Annotated in this window: 15 protein-coding genes; 12 read left to right on the top strand and 3 right to left on the bottom strand. The window is 30.0% G+C overall.

Annotated features, from left to right (window positions below; all coding sequences use genetic code 11):
- Positions 1 to 91: 91 nt before the first annotated feature.
- Complete coding sequence (locus tag COE53_RS12775; protein ID WP_098948192.1) at positions 92 to 1009, bottom strand: LCP family protein; 918 nt, start codon at positions 1007 to 1009, stop codon at positions 92 to 94.
- An 832-nt stretch (positions 1010 to 1841) separates the two neighbouring features.
- Here COE53_RS12775 and COE53_RS12770 point away from each other — a divergent pair.
- The 5 genes from COE53_RS12770 (at position 1842) to COE53_RS12725 (ending at position 13637) form a co-directional block, all read left to right on the top strand.
- On the top strand, positions 1842 to 2123 hold the full coding sequence (locus tag COE53_RS12770) for an uberolysin/carnocyclin family circular bacteriocin (protein ID WP_286162571.1): 282 nt from the start codon (positions 1842 to 1844) through the stop codon (positions 2121 to 2123).
- 1506 nt (positions 2124 to 3629) lie between these two features.
- Positions 3630 to 4217 (top strand): ATP-binding cassette domain-containing protein, encoded by a 588-nt coding sequence (locus COE53_RS12755; RefSeq protein ID WP_180242425.1) that lies wholly within the window; start codon positions 3630 to 3632, stop codon positions 4215 to 4217.
- Between the two features lie 1194 nt (positions 4218 to 5411).
- Entirely contained in the window at positions 5412 to 6251 is an 840-nt protein-coding gene (locus COE53_RS12740) for a hypothetical protein (RefSeq protein WP_098948186.1), read from the top strand.
- A 1017-nt stretch (positions 6252 to 7268) separates the two neighbouring features.
- On the top strand, positions 7269 to 10394 hold the full coding sequence (locus COE53_RS12730; protein ID WP_098948184.1) for an efflux RND transporter permease subunit: 3126 nt from the start codon (positions 7269 to 7271) through the stop codon (positions 10392 to 10394).
- A 498-nt stretch (positions 10395 to 10892) separates the two neighbouring features.
- A complete protein-coding gene (locus COE53_RS12725; protein ID WP_286162570.1) occupies positions 10893 to 13637 on the top strand; it encodes a bifunctional YncE family protein/alkaline phosphatase family protein in 2745 nt (914 codons plus the stop codon).
- A 207-nt stretch (positions 13638 to 13844) separates the two neighbouring features.
- Here the strand turns inward: COE53_RS12725 and COE53_RS12720 are convergent, their stop codons facing one another.
- Positions 13845 to 14636, bottom strand: coding sequence for a S8 family peptidase (locus COE53_RS12720; RefSeq protein ID WP_180242424.1), 792 nt, complete (start codon positions 14634 to 14636; stop codon positions 13845 to 13847).
- Between the two features lie 308 nt (positions 14637 to 14944).
- Complete coding sequence (locus COE53_RS12715) at positions 14945 to 15577, bottom strand: hypothetical protein (protein WP_098948181.1); 633 nt, start codon at positions 15575 to 15577, stop codon at positions 14945 to 14947.
- 1110 nt (positions 15578 to 16687) lie between these two features.
- On the opposite strand from COE53_RS12715, the gene COE53_RS12710 reads away from it, so the two are divergent.
- The 7 genes from COE53_RS12710 (at position 16688) to COE53_RS12680 (ending at position 24680) form a co-directional block, all read left to right on the top strand.
- Positions 16688 to 17926: a hypothetical protein gene (locus tag COE53_RS12710; RefSeq protein WP_098948180.1), complete on the top strand. Its 1239-nt coding sequence runs from the start codon at positions 16688 to 16690 to the stop codon at positions 17924 to 17926.
- A 19-nt stretch (positions 17927 to 17945) separates the two neighbouring features.
- A complete protein-coding gene (locus tag COE53_RS12705) occupies positions 17946 to 18413 on the top strand; it encodes a three component ABC system middle component (protein ID WP_142350408.1) in 468 nt (155 codons plus the stop codon).
- Positions 18410 to 20281 (top strand): DUF3732 domain-containing protein, encoded by a 1872-nt coding sequence (locus tag COE53_RS12700; protein WP_098948178.1) that lies wholly within the window; start codon positions 18410 to 18412, stop codon positions 20279 to 20281. Before COE53_RS12705 ends, COE53_RS12700 begins: the two co-directional genes overlap by 4 nt.
- A 208-nt stretch (positions 20282 to 20489) precedes the next feature.
- The gene (locus COE53_RS12695; protein ID WP_180242423.1) at positions 20490 to 21857 is read left to right on the top strand and encodes an AAA family ATPase; all 1368 of its coding nucleotides are present in this window, start codon (positions 20490 to 20492) and stop codon (positions 21855 to 21857) included.
- Positions 21857 to 22768, top strand: a complete 912-nt coding sequence (locus COE53_RS12690; protein WP_180242422.1) for a DUF4435 domain-containing protein — start codon at positions 21857 to 21859, stop codon at positions 22766 to 22768. The genes COE53_RS12695 and COE53_RS12690 overlap by 1 nt, the downstream gene beginning before the upstream one ends.
- A 224-nt stretch (positions 22769 to 22992) precedes the next feature.
- Entirely contained in the window at positions 22993 to 23589 is a 597-nt protein-coding gene (locus COE53_RS12685) for a hypothetical protein (RefSeq protein WP_098948175.1), read from the top strand.
- A gap of 113 nt (positions 23590 to 23702) precedes the next feature.
- The gene (locus COE53_RS12680; protein ID WP_098948174.1) at positions 23703 to 24680 is read left to right on the top strand and encodes a hypothetical protein; all 978 of its coding nucleotides are present in this window, start codon (positions 23703 to 23705) and stop codon (positions 24678 to 24680) included.
- Positions 24681 to 24848 lie beyond the last annotated feature (168 nt).

Raw genomic sequence — 24848 nt, 5'->3', positions numbered from 1 at the left:
GGGAAGAATTTGAGTTATACTAAATTGGAGACAGTAAGATAAAAGTTTTTAATGTTTATTTACTTAAAAGGACGCATTTTGCGTCCTTTTATTAATTTAAAAACCACTCCAAAGCCTCTTTATTTTTTTCAAGATCTAGTTCCAAAACTTCACCGGCTTTTTCATATCTTTTTGGAGTGAAAGCTTTGTTTACAGGAATTCTCAATGTCTCTACATCTTTGTCTTTACCCTTAACTATGTAATCAGAACTTATTTTTAATAAGTCCATTGTTGACATGTTGGTTTGTATGTAAGGCTGAATCACACCTAACGTTTTAGGCAAACTTGCAATTCCTTTAATAGTAAGTACTTGCGATTTAATAGCTTCCAGTACTTTTTGTTGTCTAACAACTCGATCGAAATCACCTTTAGCATCATGTCTAAATCTTGCATAACCTAAAAGCTCTTTTCCATTTAATTGTTGAACCCCAGATTGAAGACTGACTCCGATATGACTTTCCATTGGTTTTTCTACATTAATTGTTACTCCCTTTGGGGCAATTTCATCAATTATTTCTTCAAAACCTTTGAAATCAATTATTGCAAAATATTCAATTTCGATTCCAAAATTTTGTTGAATCGTCTGGCGTAAAAGTTCAACCCCTCCGAAAGAATTGGCTGCATTAATCTTATGTTTTCCATATCCCGGAATTGTAACATAACTATCTCTCATAATTGAAACTAACTTTGTTTCGTGTTTTTTATTGTATTGTAAGATCATAATTGAATCCGTTCGAGAGCTTCCACCTTTTTTACGAGCATCTTCTCCCAATAATAGGATGTTAGTTTTATTAGGTATTTTTGTAGAATTGAATTTTATAGTTTGTTTATTTGTGTTCTTTTCACCTATCTGAAATCCTTTTTTAAATTGATAGAATCCATAACATAGTGTACCTGATATAAGTATGACTAGGATTAAACTTAATTTTAATAAAAGACTTTTCTTCTTTTTCTTAGGATTTCTATTCATAGTTCTCCGTTACCTATTTCATCAAAATTAAGTAAAACGAGCATTAATGATAAAAGAAAAAATAATATAGGTGAAACGATTGCAAAAAGAAAAATATTTTTCATTTAAGTGACCTCTTTATTATATTTTGAATTGATTAGAAAACCTTTTCTATCAAATTGATCACCTCTTTATGTAGTATATAATGTCTTTAATTATAGTAATCTCAGGAATGAATTCAGTGGAATTTTTGTGAAAGTTTTAGTAAAACGTTATAAATTTTTACCGTTATAAGTACCTCTGTGAAGATTAAATAAAAATATAGGAATAATGCATGTTAATAGAATCTTAGTTGTTAAATTTTCATGGGGTTTCGATAGGAGTAAACGCATTTGTAGAAAGAAGTGTGAAATTGTTCACAAAAATGACAATGAGTTTTAGTAAAATTTACCTTTTAAGATGTTAAGCTAACCTCGTAAACGTTTACTAAAAATAATAGGAGATATGATCTGAAATAAAACATGAATGGGAATTCCAGAAGAACAAATAGAAAAGACAATTGAGTATAATAATTAACCAATTTAGTTTAGAGTATTACGTCATTCTATTTTAAAGAAATTTTCAACTGATTTTGTAGGGAAACTATAGTAGGGGGTATATATAGCATACACCCGCAAAGCAATAACCCCACTGCATTCTCTTTGGCAAGCAAGGTTCATTAACAGATGCAATGGGAAATGTATTTCGATCTTGCTCATGTTAATGGTGAAGCTGATAACATAGTCATTTACATATGGGTTCAATTTCACTAGCAGGGGTGTTCGACTCTACCAATTAAAAAGGGGGCGTTATCATGACTTTAGTGATGAATAAAAAAACAATTTTTTATGTATTAGGAATGACTGTATTGCTTTCAATTTTAACTATTTCTTTGCCACATCTTGCAGCTAACTTGGGTATCTCGACTACAGTAGCTGGTAAAGTTATAACCATTATTAATACATTTAGTACTATTACAACGATCATTAGCCTAGTTGCGATTATTGTTGGATATGGAGTTATTTCAACTGCACTTGTTATATCCGCTAAAAAAATAATTTCAAAATACGGAAAAGGTTATGCAACTACTTGGTAAAAGTAGCTAAATAGAGATATATGTTAAAAGCTATTTTAAAGTTAAAAATTGAAGAGGTTAAAACTATTTTTAATAGCTTGTTAATAAAATCTGAAATAAATAAATTATTAGTTAAATCCATAGGGATAGTTTTACTATTCCTATGTGTTTTTCTTATTATTTGTTATCCAGTTGAGCTATTGTATCTATTTAATAGATTTAATTTCTTATTTATCTACTTGGATATTAATATACTATTTTTGTTTACATTGGTGACAATGATTAGCGGGAACAAGAATATTATTTCAACCTTAAAATATGATATCTATAAGTTTTACGAAGATAGATATTTATTTTTGTTTTTTTATTTAAAAGAGAAAATTATGGTATTTATTTGGATGATCATTGTCCTAATCTTTGTTTTTTTAAGCTATGTTTTCTCTTACATTTCTTTAACTAGTTTTTTTAGCTCACTTGTATCTATATTACTAGTTATCACATTAAACATACTTTACCTTGTATATATAAAGAATAATAATCAAAAGAACTTTATGAAAGTTTTAAAACAATTTTTATTATTATTTGCATTTGGTATGTTTTTGATATCCGTTTCTTTTAATTGGTTTGGATTAGAACGTATACCTTTATACGCAGTGATAAATATTCCATTACTTTATTTATGTACCAATCTATTTATTTACTCGGAATTAATATATGCAAATGCTAACTACAGACAACTGTTTATGCAATTCAAATATTTAAGAGTTCCTATTATAAAGATTTATAAGAAAACAATTTTATATAGGAATACTTTCCATTCTTTTATAGGAATGAATATTTTAATTATTCTTTTTTTAATAAATAAAGGATTTTATCATATAGACATTTTAACTTTTACTGCAGTAAATGCCTTTGCTTTTTATCTTTTATTACTATTTACATATAAAATAGTAATGTATGAATCATTTAAAGGACAAAAAAATTATTTCTTTTACTTTTTTTTCATGGAATTGTTTTTTTGTTTTATTGCATTTAACGTAATTTACATTGGGTGATTTTTATTAAAATATTAAATATATATTTTTTATGTATAATTTGCTTATTTATTCTATTTTTAATTTTAGTGGATGTGCCATCTAATATAAATTCTGCTTCAGTATATAAGAATATTGCATGCAAACCAGGAAATGTTTTTAAAATATTTTACAACAATTTAATGGCTGTTATCTTTTATATAATACCAATACTAGGAGTTGGAAAATTATTATTAGACTTATATATTTCAGTGGGATCATTAAAAATCTACATACTAAAATATAATTTTGAAAATACATTATTTTTATTTTTTCCCCATTTTTTATTTGAATTATATGCTATGACAATATGGGTATATATGTCATGGGTTTTATTCAGAGATATTTTTATAGAAAAAGAGTTAAATTATACTAATTATATTAAATTAATCTTTTTTTCTATTGTTCTTTTAATTATATCTGCAACAATTGAAGCTACTGAGAGGTGTTTTTTTTGATTGAATTAAAAAATATTGATTTTTTCTATAATGAGGAAAACTATATCTTTAAAGATTTTACTTTATCCCTTTTAGATAATAAAAAATACTGGTTACAAGGTAAAAACGGATCAGGAAAAACTACACTATTAAATATTATATTGGGAATAAACAAGGTCAATGAAGGGAATTGCTACTTAAATTACAATAAAAGTAAAACTCTTTTTGTTCCATCAACCCCGTTTTACGAACCTTATATGCTTTTAGAAGATTTTCTACTTTTTTACCTTAATAAGATGTTGAAAATTCCAAAGCAATTCATAAAACTTGATGAATTAATAAAACTACTTGGACTAGAGAGTAACCGACACACTTCTTGCAAGGACTTATCTAAAGGAACTAAGCAAAAAATAATCATATCAGCTTTATTTACTGACTATCCTTGGGAATATTTGTTCTTGGATGAACCTTTTGAGCATTTAGACATGGCTACATGCGAACTGGTTAAGGACAGAATTTTCAATGTCGAATCTTTTGTGTTTATAATAAATCATAAAGAACATTTATTAAGTAGTATATCTGACATTGAGAGATTAGTATTATGAATTCAAATTCAAAACCAATGTTTTTTATGAACTTTTCTCTATTATTCGGGATCATTTTTCTATTATTTATAGAAATAAAGAATTTTTATAATATTCACTGGTCACAATCAAATATATTAATAACTATATTTGCTATATTTTTTGTCATGCTAATATTAATTCTTTTTATTAATATCTTGTTTAACTTCATTTTAGACAGATTTACATCATACAATTTAGATTACAAAAAAAATCAAGAAAAAGTTTTAAATACTATTTTCTTAGTTAATGAAATTTTATTTCTAATAACATATCTTTTATTGCTATTTAATAATCAATTATTCTTTACCTTACAAGATTATAAATATATTACACCTATTATTTTTTCATTATTATTTTCCCTTCTATTGGGATTAAAAATTAAAGACATAATATATTTCAATGTAGGGATAATTTCGGCAAATATTTTTCTTTTGATTTCACAGAAACTTTTCCTATTTATAATCAAATCCTTTTAATTGAATCATTAATATGGTTGATAATATGTCAAAACTGGATAAAGAAATTTTGATCAAAGATATAAATAATGAAAAATTATCTTGATTAAAAGGAGTGATTGAAGACTATGGATGAGAATGATTTTCTTAAGGATGAGAATGATTTTCCTTTATATAGAATACTATCTATTTCATCAGGGATGCAGTCTTTATTTCTTATGTTAAATGGACGTTTTATGATCGACAGTAACGTGAATGTATTAGTATCATGTTTATTTTTATTAAGTTACTTAATAATTTTTTTAATAATGCCTCGAACTAAACGAAATTACCAATATATTATTTTAAGTTTTATATTATTTGTTTGTATATCAATATTTGTTAATAAATAAAATTAAATAATTTGAGTGAAAAACTTTAAAGTTCTAGATGATTAAGCTGAAAGTACTGATTAATCAGTACTTTTTTATTTTATAGAAGATATAAAATGTGTAGTGAAATTACAAAAATGAGATTGAATATTATGGAAGCATTATTCAAAGAATTAAAGTCTTGTTCTATAGTTATATGTTCCAAAAAAAATAAATGCGGATGTTGAACAATATGTGAAAATGTTCACAATAATGACGATGAGTTTTAGTAAATTTTACCGTTTATAATGTTAAGATAATTTTGTAAACGTTTACTAAAAAAATAGGAGATCTATCTAAGTAAAAACATGAATATCAAAAAAATATTATTTATTATTTTATTAATTATTGTCTCAATCTTTCTACTAGTTTTATTGACAGGTCAAATAACGTTTTTTAATAAGAAAAGTAAATCTTACCTAACTAATGAAATTATAAGTAAACCAATATCAAATACATTTCTTCCTATTAAAGGGTCATATTGTCTTGGAGTAGGAGAAGATACACCACTAAATTTTACCTATATTTATTCGAGTAATAAGAAAGACTTGTTTAATGAAATTTATTCGATCAATCTCAGTAATGAAGATTCAATTAGTATTGAGAGTTTTGAAGTAAATGGAAATGCTAAGATTGGAAAGTACCGTGCGAAAACTTTAGGGCTACATATAATTGGGCTATCTAAAGGTAAAACAGAAGTAAGTGAATTAACAATACAAACTAAAAATGGATTTAAAAAATATGATGTTGGAGCATTAGAAATAAGTGTAATTGAAGATACTTCGGATAAGCCTCTAGAATTAGGGAATTTTTATCCAATCATTAGAGATGAAAAAAATAATTACATGTATAGTTTGCAAAATAACGGTAGCAATAAAATTCTTGTAAACAAATTTGATACAGAACTGAATGGTGAACAAGTAATAAATATTAAACCGATCGTTATTGATCCAAATGAACAAAAAGAGGATGAAGTCCCCATTAAAGTAGATTTTCAAAATTCACCTTATGCAGTTACGGTGGTAAGACCGTCAATACATTATTCAGATGGAAATGAACAAAGAATATTACTTCCACCCCCAACATGGTATGGATTAACTGGAATTACAGAAGACCAAATAGAAAAGACAATTGAGTATAATAATTAAGCATTTTAGTTCAATGTGAATAGATTAAATATCGCTACATATTGTATTTAGGAGTTGAGAAGATGAAAAAGTTAAACTTTCATGGCGCAACTAACATTGAAATTGAAGAAAAGAAATTATCATTAATGACTCGACTTCATGTGAAAAATTAACTTTCACATTGTGGAGAATTATTTATTCATGATGATGTAATTGAATTTAAAAGTTGGAAAACTATTAAATGGATCGATATTTTTGATTTGAAATTGGAAAATGATGCAACTGTTAGTTCAACATTATTCACAACTCAATCTAGACTTTTCTTTCTAAAATCAGCGAAACCTATAAAGCTATCATTAAGAAATAATGAGGTTATATACTTTTACGTAAATTGGAATTTTGCCACAGGATTAAGTGATAACAGTTATATTATGAATTTAATGAAAGAGAAAATATCATAGGCTTATAAATTAGTAGACCTTATAAATAGGAAGCAACTAACCCTTGTGGTAGTTGCTTTTTTTTGTTCTTCGAAAGGATTGTAATGAATCCGAATATCAGCTTTATGATTGCAAGATATTCTTTTGACAAGTGAATGAAGAACTTAAGGATTTAAATCTGTACTGGAAGGGAACTCATTAAGTTTTAATCCAATTTATGAGCAGTGATAGCTGTTTTGAAGGGCTTTCTCTACCTTATGGCATCCTGAAAAAACGTAAATTTATCTGACAAATAATTAAAAGGATTAACAAAGAATTTATATAGCTTTACAAATCTGAAATTGTAGATTAACAGATGGAGATTAATCTATTAAAAAGGAGAAAGGGGATAAAAAAGACACAAGTTTGCTTGCTGGGTTTTTAAATGCAAATGGTGGAACTGATGCCGATAATTTCACATCTACCATGTATCTACTCGCTGAAAACGAGGGCAAATTAGGTTTCTTGCCGATTCAAAAAGTAAATATGCTTTGCATGTTTCGTTGGTGCAGTAAAACGTACATAATAATTTATTTAGACAGGAGGGATTCGGGAGAAAATGAATCGTTTACTACAAGCCTCTATTAGAAGAGCGGGCCTTATTATTACCCTTACTGTTATCGTTCTTGTATGGGGTGCAATATCTGCCTTTCAAATGCAGAGGGATTATCTACCTGAAATTAATAATCCTACACTTACGGTTACAGTAAAAGCACAGAGCTTGCAGGCTGATCAGGTTAAAGAATATATAACAAAGCCTATCCAGGAGGCGGTCAGAGTAGTAGACAATCTTCAGGATGTGGAAACCAATTCTTTTAATGGAGGCTCGTTTATCAGTCTAAATTTTCCTATGAAGTATGATATGGAAAAGGCAGAGCAGCAAGTGAATAAAGCGTTAGAAGGAATTTCATTGCCAAAAGGATCTGATAAACCCCTTGTTAACCGTCTTAGTACGCATTCGCTTCCTATTATGACGATCAGTCTAAAAAGCAATAATGTTAATATTACCGAAAATATACTGAGGACTTCGGTACAAGAAGAAGTGGTAAAAGGACTTAAAACAGTACCTGGAATAAAGGACATTCAAGTGTCAGGCGGTGGTAACGCTGGATACGCTATCTCAATTCGCAAGGACGATTTAATTAAGTCCGGTTTTAGTGTGGACGATGTCAATAATTCTCTCAAACAACAACACACAACTGAAACAGAAGGGAACTTATCAGACGGCCAGATGACAGTTCCCATAAAAGTGAATGGTTGGGGGCTAAACAAAACAGACCTACAAAAATTGCCTATAAGTCGTGCAGATGGGAAAACCATTCCTCTTTCTGACGTGGCGGATATTTCGAATTCGATTGTTAATCTTCAGACCATAACCAGAACAAAAGGTACACCAAGTGTAGTACTGGATATTTTAAAAACACCTTCATCAAATATTAGCAATCTGTCGAAAAGCATTCACAGCCGACTACAAGATATAACACCGATTAAAACGAACGATGTAGAAGCTTCCATACTATTTGACCAAGCTCAGCAGGTGAACCATTCCTTAGAGGGACTCGTTAAAGAGGGGTTATTGGGGTGCTTGTTTTCCATGATCTGCGTATTTCTTTTCTTTCGCAATGTCCGGTCTACATTATTGATTGTTATCTCTCTACCAATCTGTCTTTTAGCTACAACCGGTATCCTAAAGATATTAGGAATCTCCCTTAACATTCTTACCGTTTCCGGCCTTGTGGTGGCGATGGGAAGGGTTGTGGATGATTCGATTGTGATCTTGGACAATATCAACAGAAAAGTAAAAGAAGGAAAAGAATTAAACAGCTTTTCATTCATTACACTGGCTGTAAAAGAGATGATTCCAGCGATCGTTTCATCTACGGCCACTACGGTTGCTGTATATATTCCAATAGCCCTTGTTGGCGGTCTTGTTGGTGCAGCCTTTTCAGGTTTTGCATGGTCTGTTGTTATTGCTCTTATTATTTCTTTAGTTGTTTCAGTTCTTGTAGTTCCTGCTTTATATAATCTTTTCTGGAAGGGGAAACCCACGGCACCGAATGATTTCCTGGCTCAACGTTCTTATAAGATGTATGACTGGATTTTTCAGAGAAAGAAGCTTCTTAGTATACTATCTGTAAGTTTATTTGTTATTTTGGCTGCAGCCTCAGCCTTGCTTCCCGTAAATTTCCTGACTATGACTAATAATACAGGGCAGCTTGGCATCCAAATTGAATTACCCAAAAATACATCGCTAAGTGAAGTAGACGAAGAAGTGAGGAGAGTTGAAGGACTGTTGAAAGGGAACTCAAACGTTACTTCATTTTCTTCCGGCCTCGGTTCTTCTTACACTCCTCAATCAGATGATGTATTTGATACTGGAGGTGGATGGATCCAGCAGCCGAATATAGCCAACTTGTCTCTAAGCATTACAAAAAATGCAGATAAAACTAGAATGACTCGCCAATTACAAAAGCAGTTGGATTCACTTAAAAGTAAAGCAATCTATACGGTAACTGACAAGAGTATCTCAGGAGATGACTCTTTACTAAAAATTAATCTAAGTGGTGCGGATAGCCAAACTCTTGAAAATTTATCAGTCTCCGTTGGAAATCGCCTAAAGTTGATACCAGGCCTTGCCGTGCAAGGTTTGGCTGATGAAGAAGGAACCGCTACTCAATATCAACTAACCTTAAATAGAAAGATGATTGAACAAAATGGCCTGGATTTAGAAGATATAATAAATAGGTTCAAGTTAGACACTGCTGAAGGTACAATAGGCGAGATTTCGCTTAACCATAATACTTATCCTATCGTTATACATCTAAAGAATAGTAAGAACGCCTTCAATGATACAGATCCGGCCCTGCGATTATTAAATCAAATGGGAAACGAAGCGTTTATAAATAAAGAGGGAAGAGCTTTTAAATTAAATCAGCTTGTGGTTGCAACTCCCATCACAGATGCATCTGTGATACAAGAGAAGGATGGTCATCCATACGCTGTTATTACGGGAAACATTCTCTCTAGAGATGTAGGGAAAGTAACCAAACAAGTTAAAAGTGTACTGAAGGATACGCCGCTTCCCGAAGGAGTTCATTACTCTTTTGCAGGAGCTCCTGAGCAAGTAAAGGAAATGATCTATGAAATGGCCATTGCTTTATCATTTTCCATTTTGCTCGTCCTTTCCATTATCAGCTTTGTATTCAGGGGGTGGAAGGCACCTCTAACAGTATTAATTTGTATACCGCTTGCTGTCATTGGATCAGTCGCTGGTATGCTAATCTTCCAGTTAGAATGGAATCTGGCCGCCCTAGTCGGACTGTTAATGTTAACCGGAATTGTGGTTACGAATGGGATTGTATTAGTAGATAAAATAGAGCGAAATAGGTTGGCAGGACACAGTTTAGATGAAGCTCTATTCCTTGGTACCTTATCTAGAATTAGGCCGATTCTCACAACTGCTTTAACAACAATATTAACGCTACTGCCTTTAGCTTTATCATCTCAAACTGACACCATTATCTCTCAAACTCTCGGTATAGTTGTGATTGGTGGGTTAGTTAGCTCCACATTTATGAGCTTATTTATGATTCCTATTTTGTATAGATGGCTTCATAAAGACTATGATCAGAGTCCCAACGAAAGCTTAGATCATATCATTCATAAATTTAAACTAACCGTTTAAGAAGTGTATTATATCCTGTGAACAAAGAATCGTTTTAAAAACGGTTCTTTTTTCTATTGATGAAATACTTTTATAAGTTACATAGAACGTGCTGTCCAAATGATTCATACAATCATTTCTGGTCCATACTTCTTGAATTCATTTAGTATTAAATCCTATCTATCTACTCTTTTTCCACAAAAATTGTTTTACTACGTCCCCGATTAGGGGTGCCTTCAATTTCCTAGTAAGAAATTATTTATGTTATTTACTTAAACTTTATTTAAGTTATGTAAATTTATTTAGATAAGAAATTGAGCATTCCAAGGACTACGGATATTGATATACCAATGCTTTAATGTTGGTGATTATTCCAAGACTCCTATTTTTTTAGGAAAAATTTACTAATTAATACTTAACTATACTAAATATAACCTTTATATAAATTTACTAAACTTGAATAGTAGATTAATAGAATAGGCGTATTCTTTAAGAAGATTCAGAAAGGAGTGAAGTATCATGAAGAAAAAAGGAAACAAGAAGAAATTGCTCGCTGGAATTACCTTAAGTACTGTACTGTTAGGCTCTGCCGGTGCCTATGCTGCAAATGATAATGCCTTTGGAAACAGGCTCGTTGGTCCTCAGGCAGACGGCTCCGTATTAGTACCAGCCAATCAACTAATCACACCAGCAGGAAAGCAAATTGAATTTGGGGGCAATCCGATTTCGGTTGCAGTAAATCCAAATGGTAAGACAGCAGCAACGATTGTTGGACGCAATAATTACGGTGGAAAAGGAATTAACATTGTCGATCTATCGACAGGAAAATTGACTACTCAAGATTTATCGTTAGGCCTCTCTCAAATGTGGGGATTAGCTTATTCAGCAGATGGTAGCCAGCTATATGCAACAGGTTCATCAGGAACAACTGGAAAAGTAGTCGTGATGTCAGTTAGTGAAGATGGAACCCCAACCGTCAAAAAAAGTATTAATCTGCCGAAAGCATCTGTCGGCGGAAATATTAATCCACTTGATCTAGTGGTTACACAAGAAGGTAAGCTGCTAGTTGCCCTAAACCGTGATAACAGCCTTGGAGTTATTGATCCTCAAACAGGCTCTGTAACGAAAGTAGCAGTAGAAAATGCGCCTACAGGTGTATTAGTCAAAGGCAACTTTGCTTATGTAACGAACCAGGGTGGCCGTACCGCAAAAGAAGGAGACACAACGGTAAATTCTTCAGGGACAAATGTGGTTGTGGATCCTAAAACAGGAGCAACTTCGACAGGATCAGTATCTGTTATTGACTTGACTACGAATAAAGTAATAAAAACAATCGAAGTTGGTGTGCAGCCTGAACGTATGACGCAGTCTGGCCAATACATATTTGTAGCAAATACAAATAGTGACACGATTTCTGTTATTGATTCCAAAACTAATACGGTCGCACAAACGATCGACATTAAACCATACCCTAAAGCTGCTAAAGGCTCAGCACCAAATGCTGTAAAAGTGGTAGATAACAAATTAATGGTCAGCCTTGGCCGCGATAATGCGATTGCAGTATACGATTGGCAGGGACCTAAAAAGACTCCTGAACTGCAAGGACTTTTGCCGACAGCCTGGTTTCCAGTAGATATCGCTGTTGATTCTGAAAATAAGAAGCTAATTGTTGCTAATGCGGATGGGATTGGTTCTCGTGGACCTGCACGTGATTTAACGATTCAAGGAGTTAAGGTTACCGGGAAATCGTCATATGCCCAAATTGGTTCTCTTTCATTAATCCCATTCCCTTCTACTGAGGATCTTGCAAAAGGGACCAAGCAGGTCTTTGCCAATAACAACTGGTTTGGTTTAAAGAATCTGAACGCAAAACCTCGTCATAATAAAAAACCAGTCGCTATGCCTGAGCGTGTTGGTGAGCCTTCAACAATTAAACATGTATTCTATATCATTAAAGAAAACCGCACTTATGACCAGGTTCTAGGAGATCTAGGAAAAGGAAATGGAGAACCAGCTTTAACTCAGTTCCCAAAAGCAGTCACTCCAAACATTCACAAACTTGCAAGTACCTTCCCGCTCCTTGATAACGTATATACTTCAGGTATTCAATCAGCAAGCGGACACCAATGGGTAATGCAAGGAACGAACACGGACTATGAGGATAAAGAAACAGATTCAGCAAATGTTAGAAGCTACCCTGGAGGGGCTGGTGATCCGATGGCGTACGCACCTACAGGACACTTATGGGATCAAGCAGCAAAAAATAACATATCTGTGGAAAACTTCGGCGAAGATACAACTGGTTTCACCGGATCAGCACCATTTGGTACATGGACGGACTGGTACAAAGATTATCAAATCCTTTCTGGACAGAAAGAGGGAGAGCTTCACGTACCAATAGGAAACTATTCGGCAACATACGATATTCCATCTCTCGGGCCGATTACTTATAAACCTTTCCCAACCTTTGATACGAATATTCCAGATCAATACCGATTTGAAATATTTAAGCAACGGTTTGAAGAGCACGTCAAAAATAAAGATTTACCAGCTTTAAACACATTGTGGGTAATGGATGACCATACTGCAGGAAATGCAACAGGTTCTCCTACACCACAAGCAATGGTTGCTGATAATGATCTTGCTATTGGTAAAATCGTCGACCTTATTTCACATAGTCCTTATTGGAAGGATTCTGTCATATTCATCACTCAAGATGATTCACAGAATGGATTAGACCATGTCGATGGTCATCGCCAGCCTGCGCATGTAATCAGCCCATGGGTGAAAAAAGGTATTACGGACAGCCATTATTGGACTGTCATAAATATGGTAAGAAGTATCGAGCAAATTCTTGGTCTCCCGGCTATGAACCAAAATGATGCGGCTGCAGAACCGATGAGTGAGCTCTTTACAAACAAGCCAGACTTTACACCATATAACTTCGAGCCGAACCAAATACCGCTTGATACTTTAAACGGCCAGCCGAACGCCAATACAGCTGCACTTGCCAATACAGATCAAGTTACACCAGAGTCAAAAGAACTTTCAAAAAAATGGACGGAATGGTCTAACAAAAACAAGAACCTATTTACCGGAAAACATGCTTCACCGGATGAAGTCAACGCCAATATGCTGAATCACTCTGTTTGGTACGCAACAAAAGGTTTTGATCAACCATATCCAGGGGATAAACAACCGCTCAGCCCAGAGGAAGTACAGAAGCAACCTGAAAGTAGTGCACCTAATCCAGCTAATAATTAAAAATGTGAAGGATATTTAAGAGAAAAAGGCTGATTGCATTATGGAGTCAGCCTCTTAGTAATCGTTTTTTTAGAAAGAGGTTAATAACTGTTCTATGAGATTAATAAAGTTCATAAGGAAAACCATGTATTCAGTTGAGTACAGAGGCATTTAATAATTTTAAAAAATTATATATATATTAGTTGTTAAGCCGTTGAGGGGAGCAGATTATTTTTTAAAGAGTTTTAAGTAATCTACATCATTATTTTGAGTTGATTTTAATAATTTCAAATCTTTTATAATTTTATCGTTATCAAAACTAATGTTATTTTTTTGATAGTAATCTCTTAGGAGTGCTATATATCCACTTGCCATTGCAGTTGCATACGAGGTTCCATTCATCTTAATAACCTTATTATTTGTAGATAAAACTTTTATATTTTCTCCATACATAGCAAATACATCTTCCTTTGATGTGTTAGAATTCTCCCATATTTCTCCATTTTCATTTTTGGCTTCAACAGAAACAACTCCCTTCATCGACGCAGGAAATAGACTATCTTTATTGCCATAGTCTCCCGTTGAAGCTACAACTGTAATGTTATTATTTATTGCTAAATTTATCTGTTTTTTTATTTTTTCGTTAACTTGAAATGAACCAAAACTCATATTTATAACGTGAACTTTTTTATTTATCGCATATGTAACTGCTTTTATAATGGAATCAGTATTTTTTTGCGATCCTTCTGCCCCAATTGCTTTAATAATAATGATTTTAGACTTTGGAGAAACGCCTTTGATATTCTTTTGCCCATCACTACAAAGTATACTTGCCATTTGTGTACCATGGGCCTGCGTGTGTTCGTCTCTTACATTTTTATTATTATTAATACTGTTGTAGGTATCGACAATTTTGTTTTTATAAAGTAATTTGGCTTCGTTAGTTATACCAGTGTCAATTATTGCGATTGTTTGTGTACTACCATCAGAGATCTTCCAAATATCCTCGAAATCTTGCATATAAGATGCACCAGTACTACAACTACATAATAAAATTATAAACAAAAAAAGTGATATATTTTTTTTCATTGTATTCCTTTCATTTGAAAAAAGCACATTTAAATTCATGTGCTTTTTACAATATTATTTACAATATAATAATCATTGAAAGATTTATAACAATAATTAACAAAAAAACAAATAGTACAATATATTTAATAGATATATTAGATATATTGAAAAGTTTTGGCTTACCACTATTAGCCCAATATATTAAATAAATCATTAATAAAATAAAAGTAATTTTTATCAAAATTATCACTTCATTTCTATTGTTTTTCTGTCCAATATGGTCCTGCCCATGTCCAATTTAGTATTATGCCACGACTATGTCCTGAATTTCTATAGCCTACATCATTAGCTAAATTGTAATAGTATGCAGCATTTAAACCAAATAAGGCTGCACCCATCCCAACGCTAAAATATCCTGCAATTACTGCAATGCCAGTTGAACCATTTGCTACCCTAGTACTATCTCTAACGAATGTTTTAGCTGAAGCAGTACTCATATATAATTTTCTACCCCACCAGGTATTAATTCTCTTATTAACTCCCCCTTGAACATCAAAACTAGTATCATCAGTTTCATAAATTGTTTCATTATCCGTAATGATTATTTCTCCATTTTGAGCCAAAGAATTTAAATCTGCTACTCCGTTTAAAATATAGTCAATATTTTCTTTTCCAAATTCGTTATATACGTTAATTGGTATTTTACTTATTTCAAATTGATTATCTTCTGCATTTATATATTTCTCTAAGGTGTTAATCATTTCACTAGTTTGATTTACTTCGTTTTCATTAGCGAAAGATTGTTTTGGTTGAATAATCATTGTTAGTATTAAAACTACACACAATACTATTAAAGATGATTTTGTTTTTCGTTTACAATATGTTACCAACTTAATCTCCTCCATTAGTTGAAATTTAGTACTTCAATAATTATTTCGGAGAGATATAAGTGTGGGAATAGAAGAATATGTGAACAAACAGTGAAAACGAAAGAAATTTAGTAAAATTTAGCTAACTAAATACTATGATAAAAATTAAAGGTTAACTAAAAATATAGAAGATAATACAGTAAGAAATGGTAACATGACGCCTATTCTATAGCACAAATTTAGAAAATTAAACAAGAATTAGTAGTTCGTGAAACTTTTCTTAACTGGAATCTCGTTGATATTTATTCATGGTGTAGTTGCAAGTCTTATGATAGCGATAAAAAATCATTAATTTTTTCCAGTCTAGCAGTCTGTTTTATCTAATACCTATAGGTAATTTGTAGCAATGAGTATCTCTGTAACCAAAAGTACAAAGTACAATTGTATCAAAAATTACTGGAATTGTACTTGATGTTTTATTAACCGAACAATCGATAGTAAATTCATACCAAATTAATATTTGCACTTGAGTTTAAAGCTAAGTACCCAGAACACATTCTTGAATTCCAGAAATTCTCCTAGCAAATGTTAGTTTATTGATTTCTTACTTTGCAGTGCAATTTTCAAGTAGTAGATTTACATAAATTAGATTTGTAGTATATGAATTTATGTCGATGATTAGGTAACAATTTATTAAGTAAATATTAGGTATACTTGCAAATATAAGGAGTTTTATTAAAATTGGGATTTTAATAAAAGAACGAACTTCCAAAAGATCTGCGATCATCACTTCTGGATGGATACAATGGATTTAAAGTATTCTATCCACAATTATTTCCTCGTAACATAAAAGTTGGATATGTTTGCCATGACTTTGATTAGTGTGGATTTGCAAAAAGTGGCTTAGGGGGGAATTGAGTTTTGCTAGGTTTGAAAATATTAGATAAAATTTAAAAGGGTAATTGCATAATACAATTATTAATTGGTATGAAAATTTAAAAAGTTTACATTAAAAAATGTAAGCTTTTTATTTTTAGTAAATTTGTTTAGCTGTACAATTATATCGGAAAATGTAAAAATTTAACATAAGAAATATTAACTTTAAAGTAATTTTAATGGGGGGATAGGAACTTGGCATCTTTTCAAGAAAAAACAACGGCTGATAATAAATCAGTTGGATTTGATTACCAGTATTATTATTTTCTTTTTCTATTACTAAAATTAAAAGATGGAGAGGAAATTGGTATTGAGGTTAAGGATGATGTCCATCTTGATTTAAAAGATGGCAGTCAGGTTCTAATTCAATTAAAGCATTCTATTCAAACTAGGAATGATAAGAGAATAGTTAATTTAACAGAACTTGATGGAGATTTATGGAAGACTCTCTACAATTGGATTCATATAATTAATGATAAATTTGAGGGGAGAAATGTTAATAACAAACAATTGCAATTTATGGAGAAAACTAAATTTATTTTAGTGTCAAATAAATCCTCAAATAAAACAAACAAGTTTTTAGGTAATGTTCAATCATTTAAAAATAATAAAATAAATTTAGCAACTTTCAAAGAATACCTTGAAGATTTATATATTCAAACAACAGACAAAACTATAAAAGGTTATATTGAACTACTAAAAAAACAAAATAATAATTGGTTAAGTCTTTTTCTTCAAAAGTTAGAGTTTGAGTTGGATGAAGATGATTTAATCTCAAAAATTAAAAGACAAATAAGAGAAAAATTAGTTAAGGAAAATAGGATTGATTATGTGTTTGAATCATTAGATAGCAATATTCGAACTCAAAATTACATAAGTATTAAAAAAAGAGAGAAGGTAATAATCACTTTTGAAGAATTTAGAAAAAAAGCAGAAGTTTATTTTGAAAAAGCTCGTGATAGTAAATTGCCAATAAGGAAAAGAATATCTGATTTTTCAGGTGATCCATATAGTCAAGTATTTATTAAACAATTACTTGAGATTGAGGTTTTAGATGAAGATGATATAGAAGAATTGTTGAAATTAACTGGATATAAGCTTCAAGCATTTAATAACCTAGAACTTTGGGAACAAGAAGGGGAAATAACTTCTATACAAAGACAAAATTTTGAGCAAAATTGTATTAGGTATTGGAAAAATTTATTTGATAGGGCACATGTAAAAATAAGAAAAAAATGGAAAAGTGACAAGACATCAATTGATGAATTGACTTTAATTGAATATGCACAAGAATGTTATTTTAATGTTCTGGAAAAAACTCTTGATTTTGAAGATAATCGACTTGATATTGAAATTAGTAATGGTCAATTTTATTTATTATCAGATGTCCCAGTGATAGGTTGGAAGCTCGATTGGGAGGATATATATAAATAATATGGAGACGGTAATCGAGATGAATAATTATGAAAATACAAGAAATTTATATAACAACGAATTAATAGGGGCAATAGCCATTGCTTCAGTATTAAAATACTTAAATAATGCATCTTTTTCAAAATGTGCATTAATTCTACCTATAGTTACTCATAAACAATCTTTGAATTTCTTAAAACAGAAAAATAGTGTAATCAGAAGTATGGAAGAGTTTGTAATGAAAAAACCAGCTTGTTTCGTGAATTTTGATGATAGATATATTTCTTTATTAATTATTTCACTTAATGCTATTACTCTATTAAGAGAAATCGGGGTAATAGGAATAAAAGATGAAATAATATATTACATATACGATAATAAATTCCAGTTTTCCAACAAAGATTTAGGAAAGAGGACAGAGGATATTATAAAATCTGCTGAAAAATTGGCGACTATATTAGATGAGGATATAGCTAACTTATACTTACAATTGAGGGTGAAATTATGAAGTTTGTAATTAATAAAATTTTATTATGGTTAGAAAATGATACCATTAGAGAATTAGAATTTTTACCAAACAAAGTAAATGTAATAACCGGAGATAGTGGAACTGGAAAATCTGCAATCTTAGATATAATAGATTATTGCTTTTTCGCGAGTAAAACTGAGATTCCAGATGAAAAAATTAATGAAAATGTAAAGTGGTATGGACTAAATTTTAGTATTAATAATAAAAACTATACTCTTGCAAGAAGAAAATTTAAAAACTCAAAATCACTATCCAAAGAGTATTATTTTTCAGGTATAGGATTAATTCCACATTCTCCTGCCTCAAACTTGAGTGAAAAAGAATGTAAGTCTACATTAGAACAAGAGTTTTCAATAAATAAGAATGTAGTTATTCCTTATGGGGGGAAGAAACTATCAGCTGGGAGTAAAATATCTTTAAGATACTTCTTTATGTTTAATACCCAATCAGAAGATATTATTACAAGTAAAAATGTTTTTTTTGATAAACAAAATGAAGAGAAGTATAGAGAAGCCTTAGAGAGAGTATTTGATATTGCTACAGGTATTGAATCAGTGGAAAACATATTAATTAAAGAAAAAATAAAAGATATTGAGAGTGAAATAAATAAATTAGAGAAGAAAAAAGCCCTTTTTGAAAGTAAAGAAGCTCTATATGAACAAAATAAAGCTGAATTAGTAAAGAAAGCAAAAGAATATAATTTAATAGATAGCAATTCTTTAAATTTAGAAGAATGCTTAACTCAATTACAGGAGGTTATTTTTAATTACAGTGAGAAAATTTCAACTGAAACAAATGAAGTTAGTGAATTAAAGAGAACTAGAATTACTTTAAATAGAAAAATAAAGGCATATAAAAACTTTAAAAAGCAGTATGAAGAATATAAAGAAATAGAAGGACAGAATTTTGATAGTTTAAAACCGGTTAAATATATAAAAGAAAACTATTATGAAGTTATTGAAACACCAGAAATTAAGGGACTATTATTAGATTTTGAAAATGAATTAAATAAGATTAAGACCTTACTAGATAAAAAGTATCCTATTAATTTAGATATTGATAGCGAGTTAAGTAAAGTTGAGAGTGAGTTAAAAGCAGTCGAGTCAAAATTAACACTGCTTCCTGAAAAAAATAAACAATTCACAAATGATGTAGAAAAGTACATATTTATTGGTGAAATAAAAAAAGAATTATCTATTTTTAGTAATCAAGATTTATCTAGTGAAGTTAATTTTGATTACCAAATTGAGAAGAAACAGGAGCTTCTAGAAGAACTCTTAGATTTATCAGATGAAAGTATAAATCGAGAACTGGCAATTAAATTACTAGAAGAATTAGTCGAAAACTATCTAGAAGAATCAAAAGAGGCACTTGGAACTTATGCAGAATACAAAGCATTATTTGATTATAAAAATAAACGTTTAAAACTTCGTAAACCAGGTACAGCTACACCATCAACTGTTGGTAGTAGTTCAAATCATTTATTCCTTCATCTTTGTCTATTTTTAGGTTTACATGAATTTATAATCAAACAAAACAGTCCGTATGTACCTCAATTTTTAATACTGGATCAACCAAGTAGGCCATATTATGGCGAGGATAATGGCATAAAAAAAATGCAGTTAAAAAAATGGGAAGAAGTAAATAAAGGTGACAAGAAAAAAATTACCATAGCTATGAAACTATTAAATGATTATATTAAATACATAAAAACTGAATATAATAAAGATTTTCAAATTATTATGCTAGAACATATACCAAAATCAATATGGAATGACGCAAAACTAGAAGAATTTCATCTTGTTGAAGAATTTGTAGAAGGTGTCAATGCCCTAATCAATATATAGAATTTTAAGGACGGAAAATTCTTTAATTATTAAAAATTCCTTGAAGTCCTATCATAGCAGAATGGACTATTCGTATTTTAAAGTTATATGCTGTAATTACTAATAATAAGTTAAAGATTTTAGCTAAATAGTTAGCGTATTTTTTCAATATTTGGAGTGTTTTTTTTAAAGAACTATTATACAATAAATGGTAAATAAGTTAATTTCTGTGAACAGATATGGAGTGGTTTATATTAAAAGAATTTCTAAAGTTTTGGTAAAAGGTCTTTTAGACCAGTATAACTACGCATTTAATTTATCATTAGAAAGTAGAATTACTATGATTTTTGCTCCAAATGGAAGCGGAAAAACAAAATTGTTAAAGTTAATTAATGCATTATTTAAAAATGATTTTGAAGAAATGTACGAAATACCATTTAGTGAAATCCATATATCATTTATGGATAATTGTTTACTAAAGGTAATGAAAGTATTGAATGATGAGGAAAGTGAAGAAAAAAATTACTTTTTATATGAATTTAAAGATAAAGAAGTATTTACAAAGTTTAAAGTTGGAGTAGTTACTGAATTACCCCCATTAAATTCTATAACACGGAGACTTCCTTTCTTAAGAAGAATTGGTCCAAAAGAATGGTTTGACACTATTTATAATAGAAGATTAGGTTTAAATGAAATACTTACAGAATATGAAAGCATTTTTAACATAAATTATATTTTAGATGATCAATATAAAGAAATGATAAAAAGTTTCTTGAATATTCATTATATAGAAACTAATAGATTACATGATAAGAGAATTTCTTCATACGAAATGAGAAGACATTCTTATGGAAATGAAGCCTACTATGATGAGGATGAGTCCTATACAGTTAATTTAATTTCTGAAGAAATTAAAAGGTTAATTTCTAATAAACTAAATGAGTTTGCATCAGTTTCGCAAAAATTAGATAGTACTTTTCCAACAAGGCTAGTTTCACAAATGAAAAATGGGAAAAAAAGTATTGATGTAAATTCCATATATGTAAAACTTGAAGAACTTGACGCATATAGAAGGAAACTTGCAAAAATAGGATTAATAGATAATCAAGAGGATAGTTTTAAAAGTTTAACGGAAAATTTAGATGAATATATTGCTAATGTATTAGCTTTATATATAAAGGATACTGAGGAAAAATTCCAAATTTTTGAAGATTTAGAAAGAAGGATTACATTATTTTTAGATATACTTAATTCTAGATATAAAGATAAAGAATTACAAATTAACAAAAATGATGGATTGAATATAAAATTAAAAAATGGTAGATATTTAAAAAATATTAACCAGCTTTCATCTGGTGAACAACACACATTAGTCTTAAATTATAATTTATTATTTGAATCAAGACCTAATACTCTAGTTTTAATTGATGAGCCTGAAATTTCCCTGCATATGGAATGGCAACAAAGCTTTTTAGATGATTTGATCAAAATAACTAAATTGACTAATTTAGATTTTATAGTTGCTACGCACTCTCCTGATATTATGAATGGTAATTTTGAGATATGTGTTGGCTTAGACCATATGGAGAGTTATTGATGAATGCCCCACAAAAAAATCCTAATCGAATTGTTTCAGAATTTCAGGTTAAGCGTAATTCAAATAAAGGCAAGACTATTGTATTAGTAGAAGGCGCAGGAGATATAGAATTTTTTCAGAAAATATTTTGTGTTAAACAATGTCGATATATAGATTGTAATGGTAAAGATAATGTCAAAGACTCAATTAGATTATTAAATAATAGGAGCCAAAATGGATTTGCAGGTATTGTTGATTGCGATTTTGATAAAATCCTAGGCAGGGTTCCTCTTATTAAAAATCTTTACCTTACAGATACTCATGATATTGAGACTATGATAATGTCTTCAGGTGTAACATTAAATGATTATATTAAAATGTATGCAGACTTAGATGATTATGAAAAATTTTTAGAAAGAACTGACACTACCATAGATAAGATTATTATTAATTCAGCCAGAATTATAGGATTATTGAGATATATTTCTATTAAGAATAATTTTAACTTAAGTTTTAAGGAAATTGATTATACCAAGTTTTTAGATGCAAACCTTGAGGTTAATTTAAGTAACTTGTGTAAACATATTATAGATTGTTCATTTTCTGAAATAGATAATGATTATTTAGAAATCTTATTTGAGAATGAAAAAAAATCTGAATATAATGATTATGAAATTTGTAGTGGACACGATATTACAGAAATTTTGCATTATGGTATGAAGTTTATATTTGGATCTATTAAAGGGAAAAAAATATCAAGGGATATGATTGAAGAGCGATTAAGGTTAATTTATGACTATAAAGACTTTTTTGAAACAAAAATCTCAACTGAGCTAATTGAATGGGAAAATATAAATCATCCTTATTTTCTTTTTGAAAAGCCGAGTGATGCAAAAGAATTATCTTTAGTTTCTACTACAATTAGTAAATAGTTTTTTTATAATCTTTATTTTTATATATGTTTCTATAATTTCTAAGTATACACGGGTTTGTGTATACTTTTTTTTATTAAATAAATAATATCTACTCGGGAAAGTTCCTGATATTCCTCAATCAATTAGTGTCAAAGTATATAATATAAGTTGTGTGATAGTTTTCGTAATATGATTTAAATGAACTACAAATATTGAATGATAAGCTAAAGGGGGTAATTACTATGAGTCTCTATTGGGCGAAATTTGAAGTGAAGAATAATCATTTATGTAGATTTAATACAAGAGTTTATTTGAAGCCTATTTTATATCCATCTGATAAAGATATTTGTATTGGGGCAGTTGTTGGCAAAAATCCCGGATCTGCTAAACCTTACGATAATAATTCCCCGTACTTTCAAAAAATACAATTAGAAAACGATAAACTTATGATCAATGTAAAGTCAATATTTGTTAAAGCTTTCGAGAAAGCTAAAAAGCCTATTCCAAGTAATTCATACGTACAAATCCTAAATTTATTTTATATTTGTGAGAGAAACCTGAAACAAGCAATAAAAAAAATAGATGTACATACGAATATGTCTATTTGTGGAACGGAAGAAAAGTATTTTCCATTCATATGGTATGTTTGGGGTAGTGAAAATAAAAAACTTAATTTTTATAAGTCAAGAATTTATAATATAAAATCTGACGAGCAGTTCTATCTAGATACAAATACAAAAAAGGTTATTACTGCTGCCCCAAGATTAAGTGATTCTGCAAGGCACACTCAAGGAATGAAACATGACCTAATTGTTCCATTTATATCAACGATTCTATAATAATAGTTCATAATATAGTTAGGTAATAATTGACCTTATTAGAAGTATGTAAAAATTTGTTCTATGTCTGTCCCAAACCAAAATGAATACATTAAATTAGTAGGAGAGTTCCAATGAATAAAAGCTTTACTATTTTTGATAAGTATTCTGAGAAGGAAAATAATGTAACAAAATCATTAGTTGATTTGCTTCGCCATTCTGAAACAAGGTTAACAGAATTGTTTATTCGAAGGTTTTTAGAGATTGAGGAACTAGAGACCAATCAAGTGGGACTGGTGAAAGAATACAGTCTTCAAGTCGGTACAAAATTAATAGATAAGTCTGGAATTGGTTTTGTTCTTGGAATTACTGATGAAAAAATGAATAATGAAAAGAACCGGTTAGATACTTTTATTGAAAAAGATACGATTCCTGATGCTATGATTAGATTAAACAATATAACAATCTTAATAGAGGCTAAGGTAGATAATGGGAAGATAGGCAAGCAACAATTGAGGGGTCATGTAAAGAAGTTTGCTAATGGTGAAATAATAAAAGCTTTTATTTACCGTTCTTGGCAGTTGATTTATATGTTTTTTGATGAAATTTTAATAGAACAGGAACATAATTTTAATGATCTCACCAATTTTCTCCTTAATCAATTTTTAGCATATAGCGAAAATATGGGGTTAACTTATGAGAAAACGGAGAACTTTATCTATACCTACTTTTCTAACAGACCAAAGGTGTTAGCGTCAATTATCAACATCCATGAGTATTTATCAGAATTTAATGATGTTCACTTTAACAAACCTGTGACTGACTGTTTTGGTTATAAAATCGTTAAGAAAGTTGTTGAAGGTCGGAATGTCACAACGAATAAGTTTTTTTCTTCAAGTAAATATAAAAATGGAACTTATATTTTACATTTACAATCAGCAGTATATGCAAATGAATTACAAAAAAAAGTGGATAGTAAATTTAATGGTAATAAAAAGTACAATCAGGATGCAATAAAAGAAGTCCATATAAATATGAATTTAGTAGAGAATTTTGAACAAATAAAGCCTTATGTTGATATAGCCTATCAAGATAGAAAACCTTGTAATTAAAAAATTGTATTCTATTCTAGATAAACTTTCAACAGAACTGAATCATACAGCTGTATATCGCTACCATCACCATGATAATCTGAATTAATGGTAATTAAACAAAAACAAAAGCCTATAAAACATAATTAATAGTTATTTTAGTGCTTATAAGACATTGTATAATTAAGT

Source organism: Bacillus sp. AFS029533, assembly GCF_002585125.1.
Lineage (GTDB): Bacteria > Bacillota > Bacilli > Bacillales > Bacillaceae_G > Gottfriedia > Gottfriedia luciferensis_B.
This window is presented reverse-complemented; position numbering and strand designations above follow the sequence as displayed.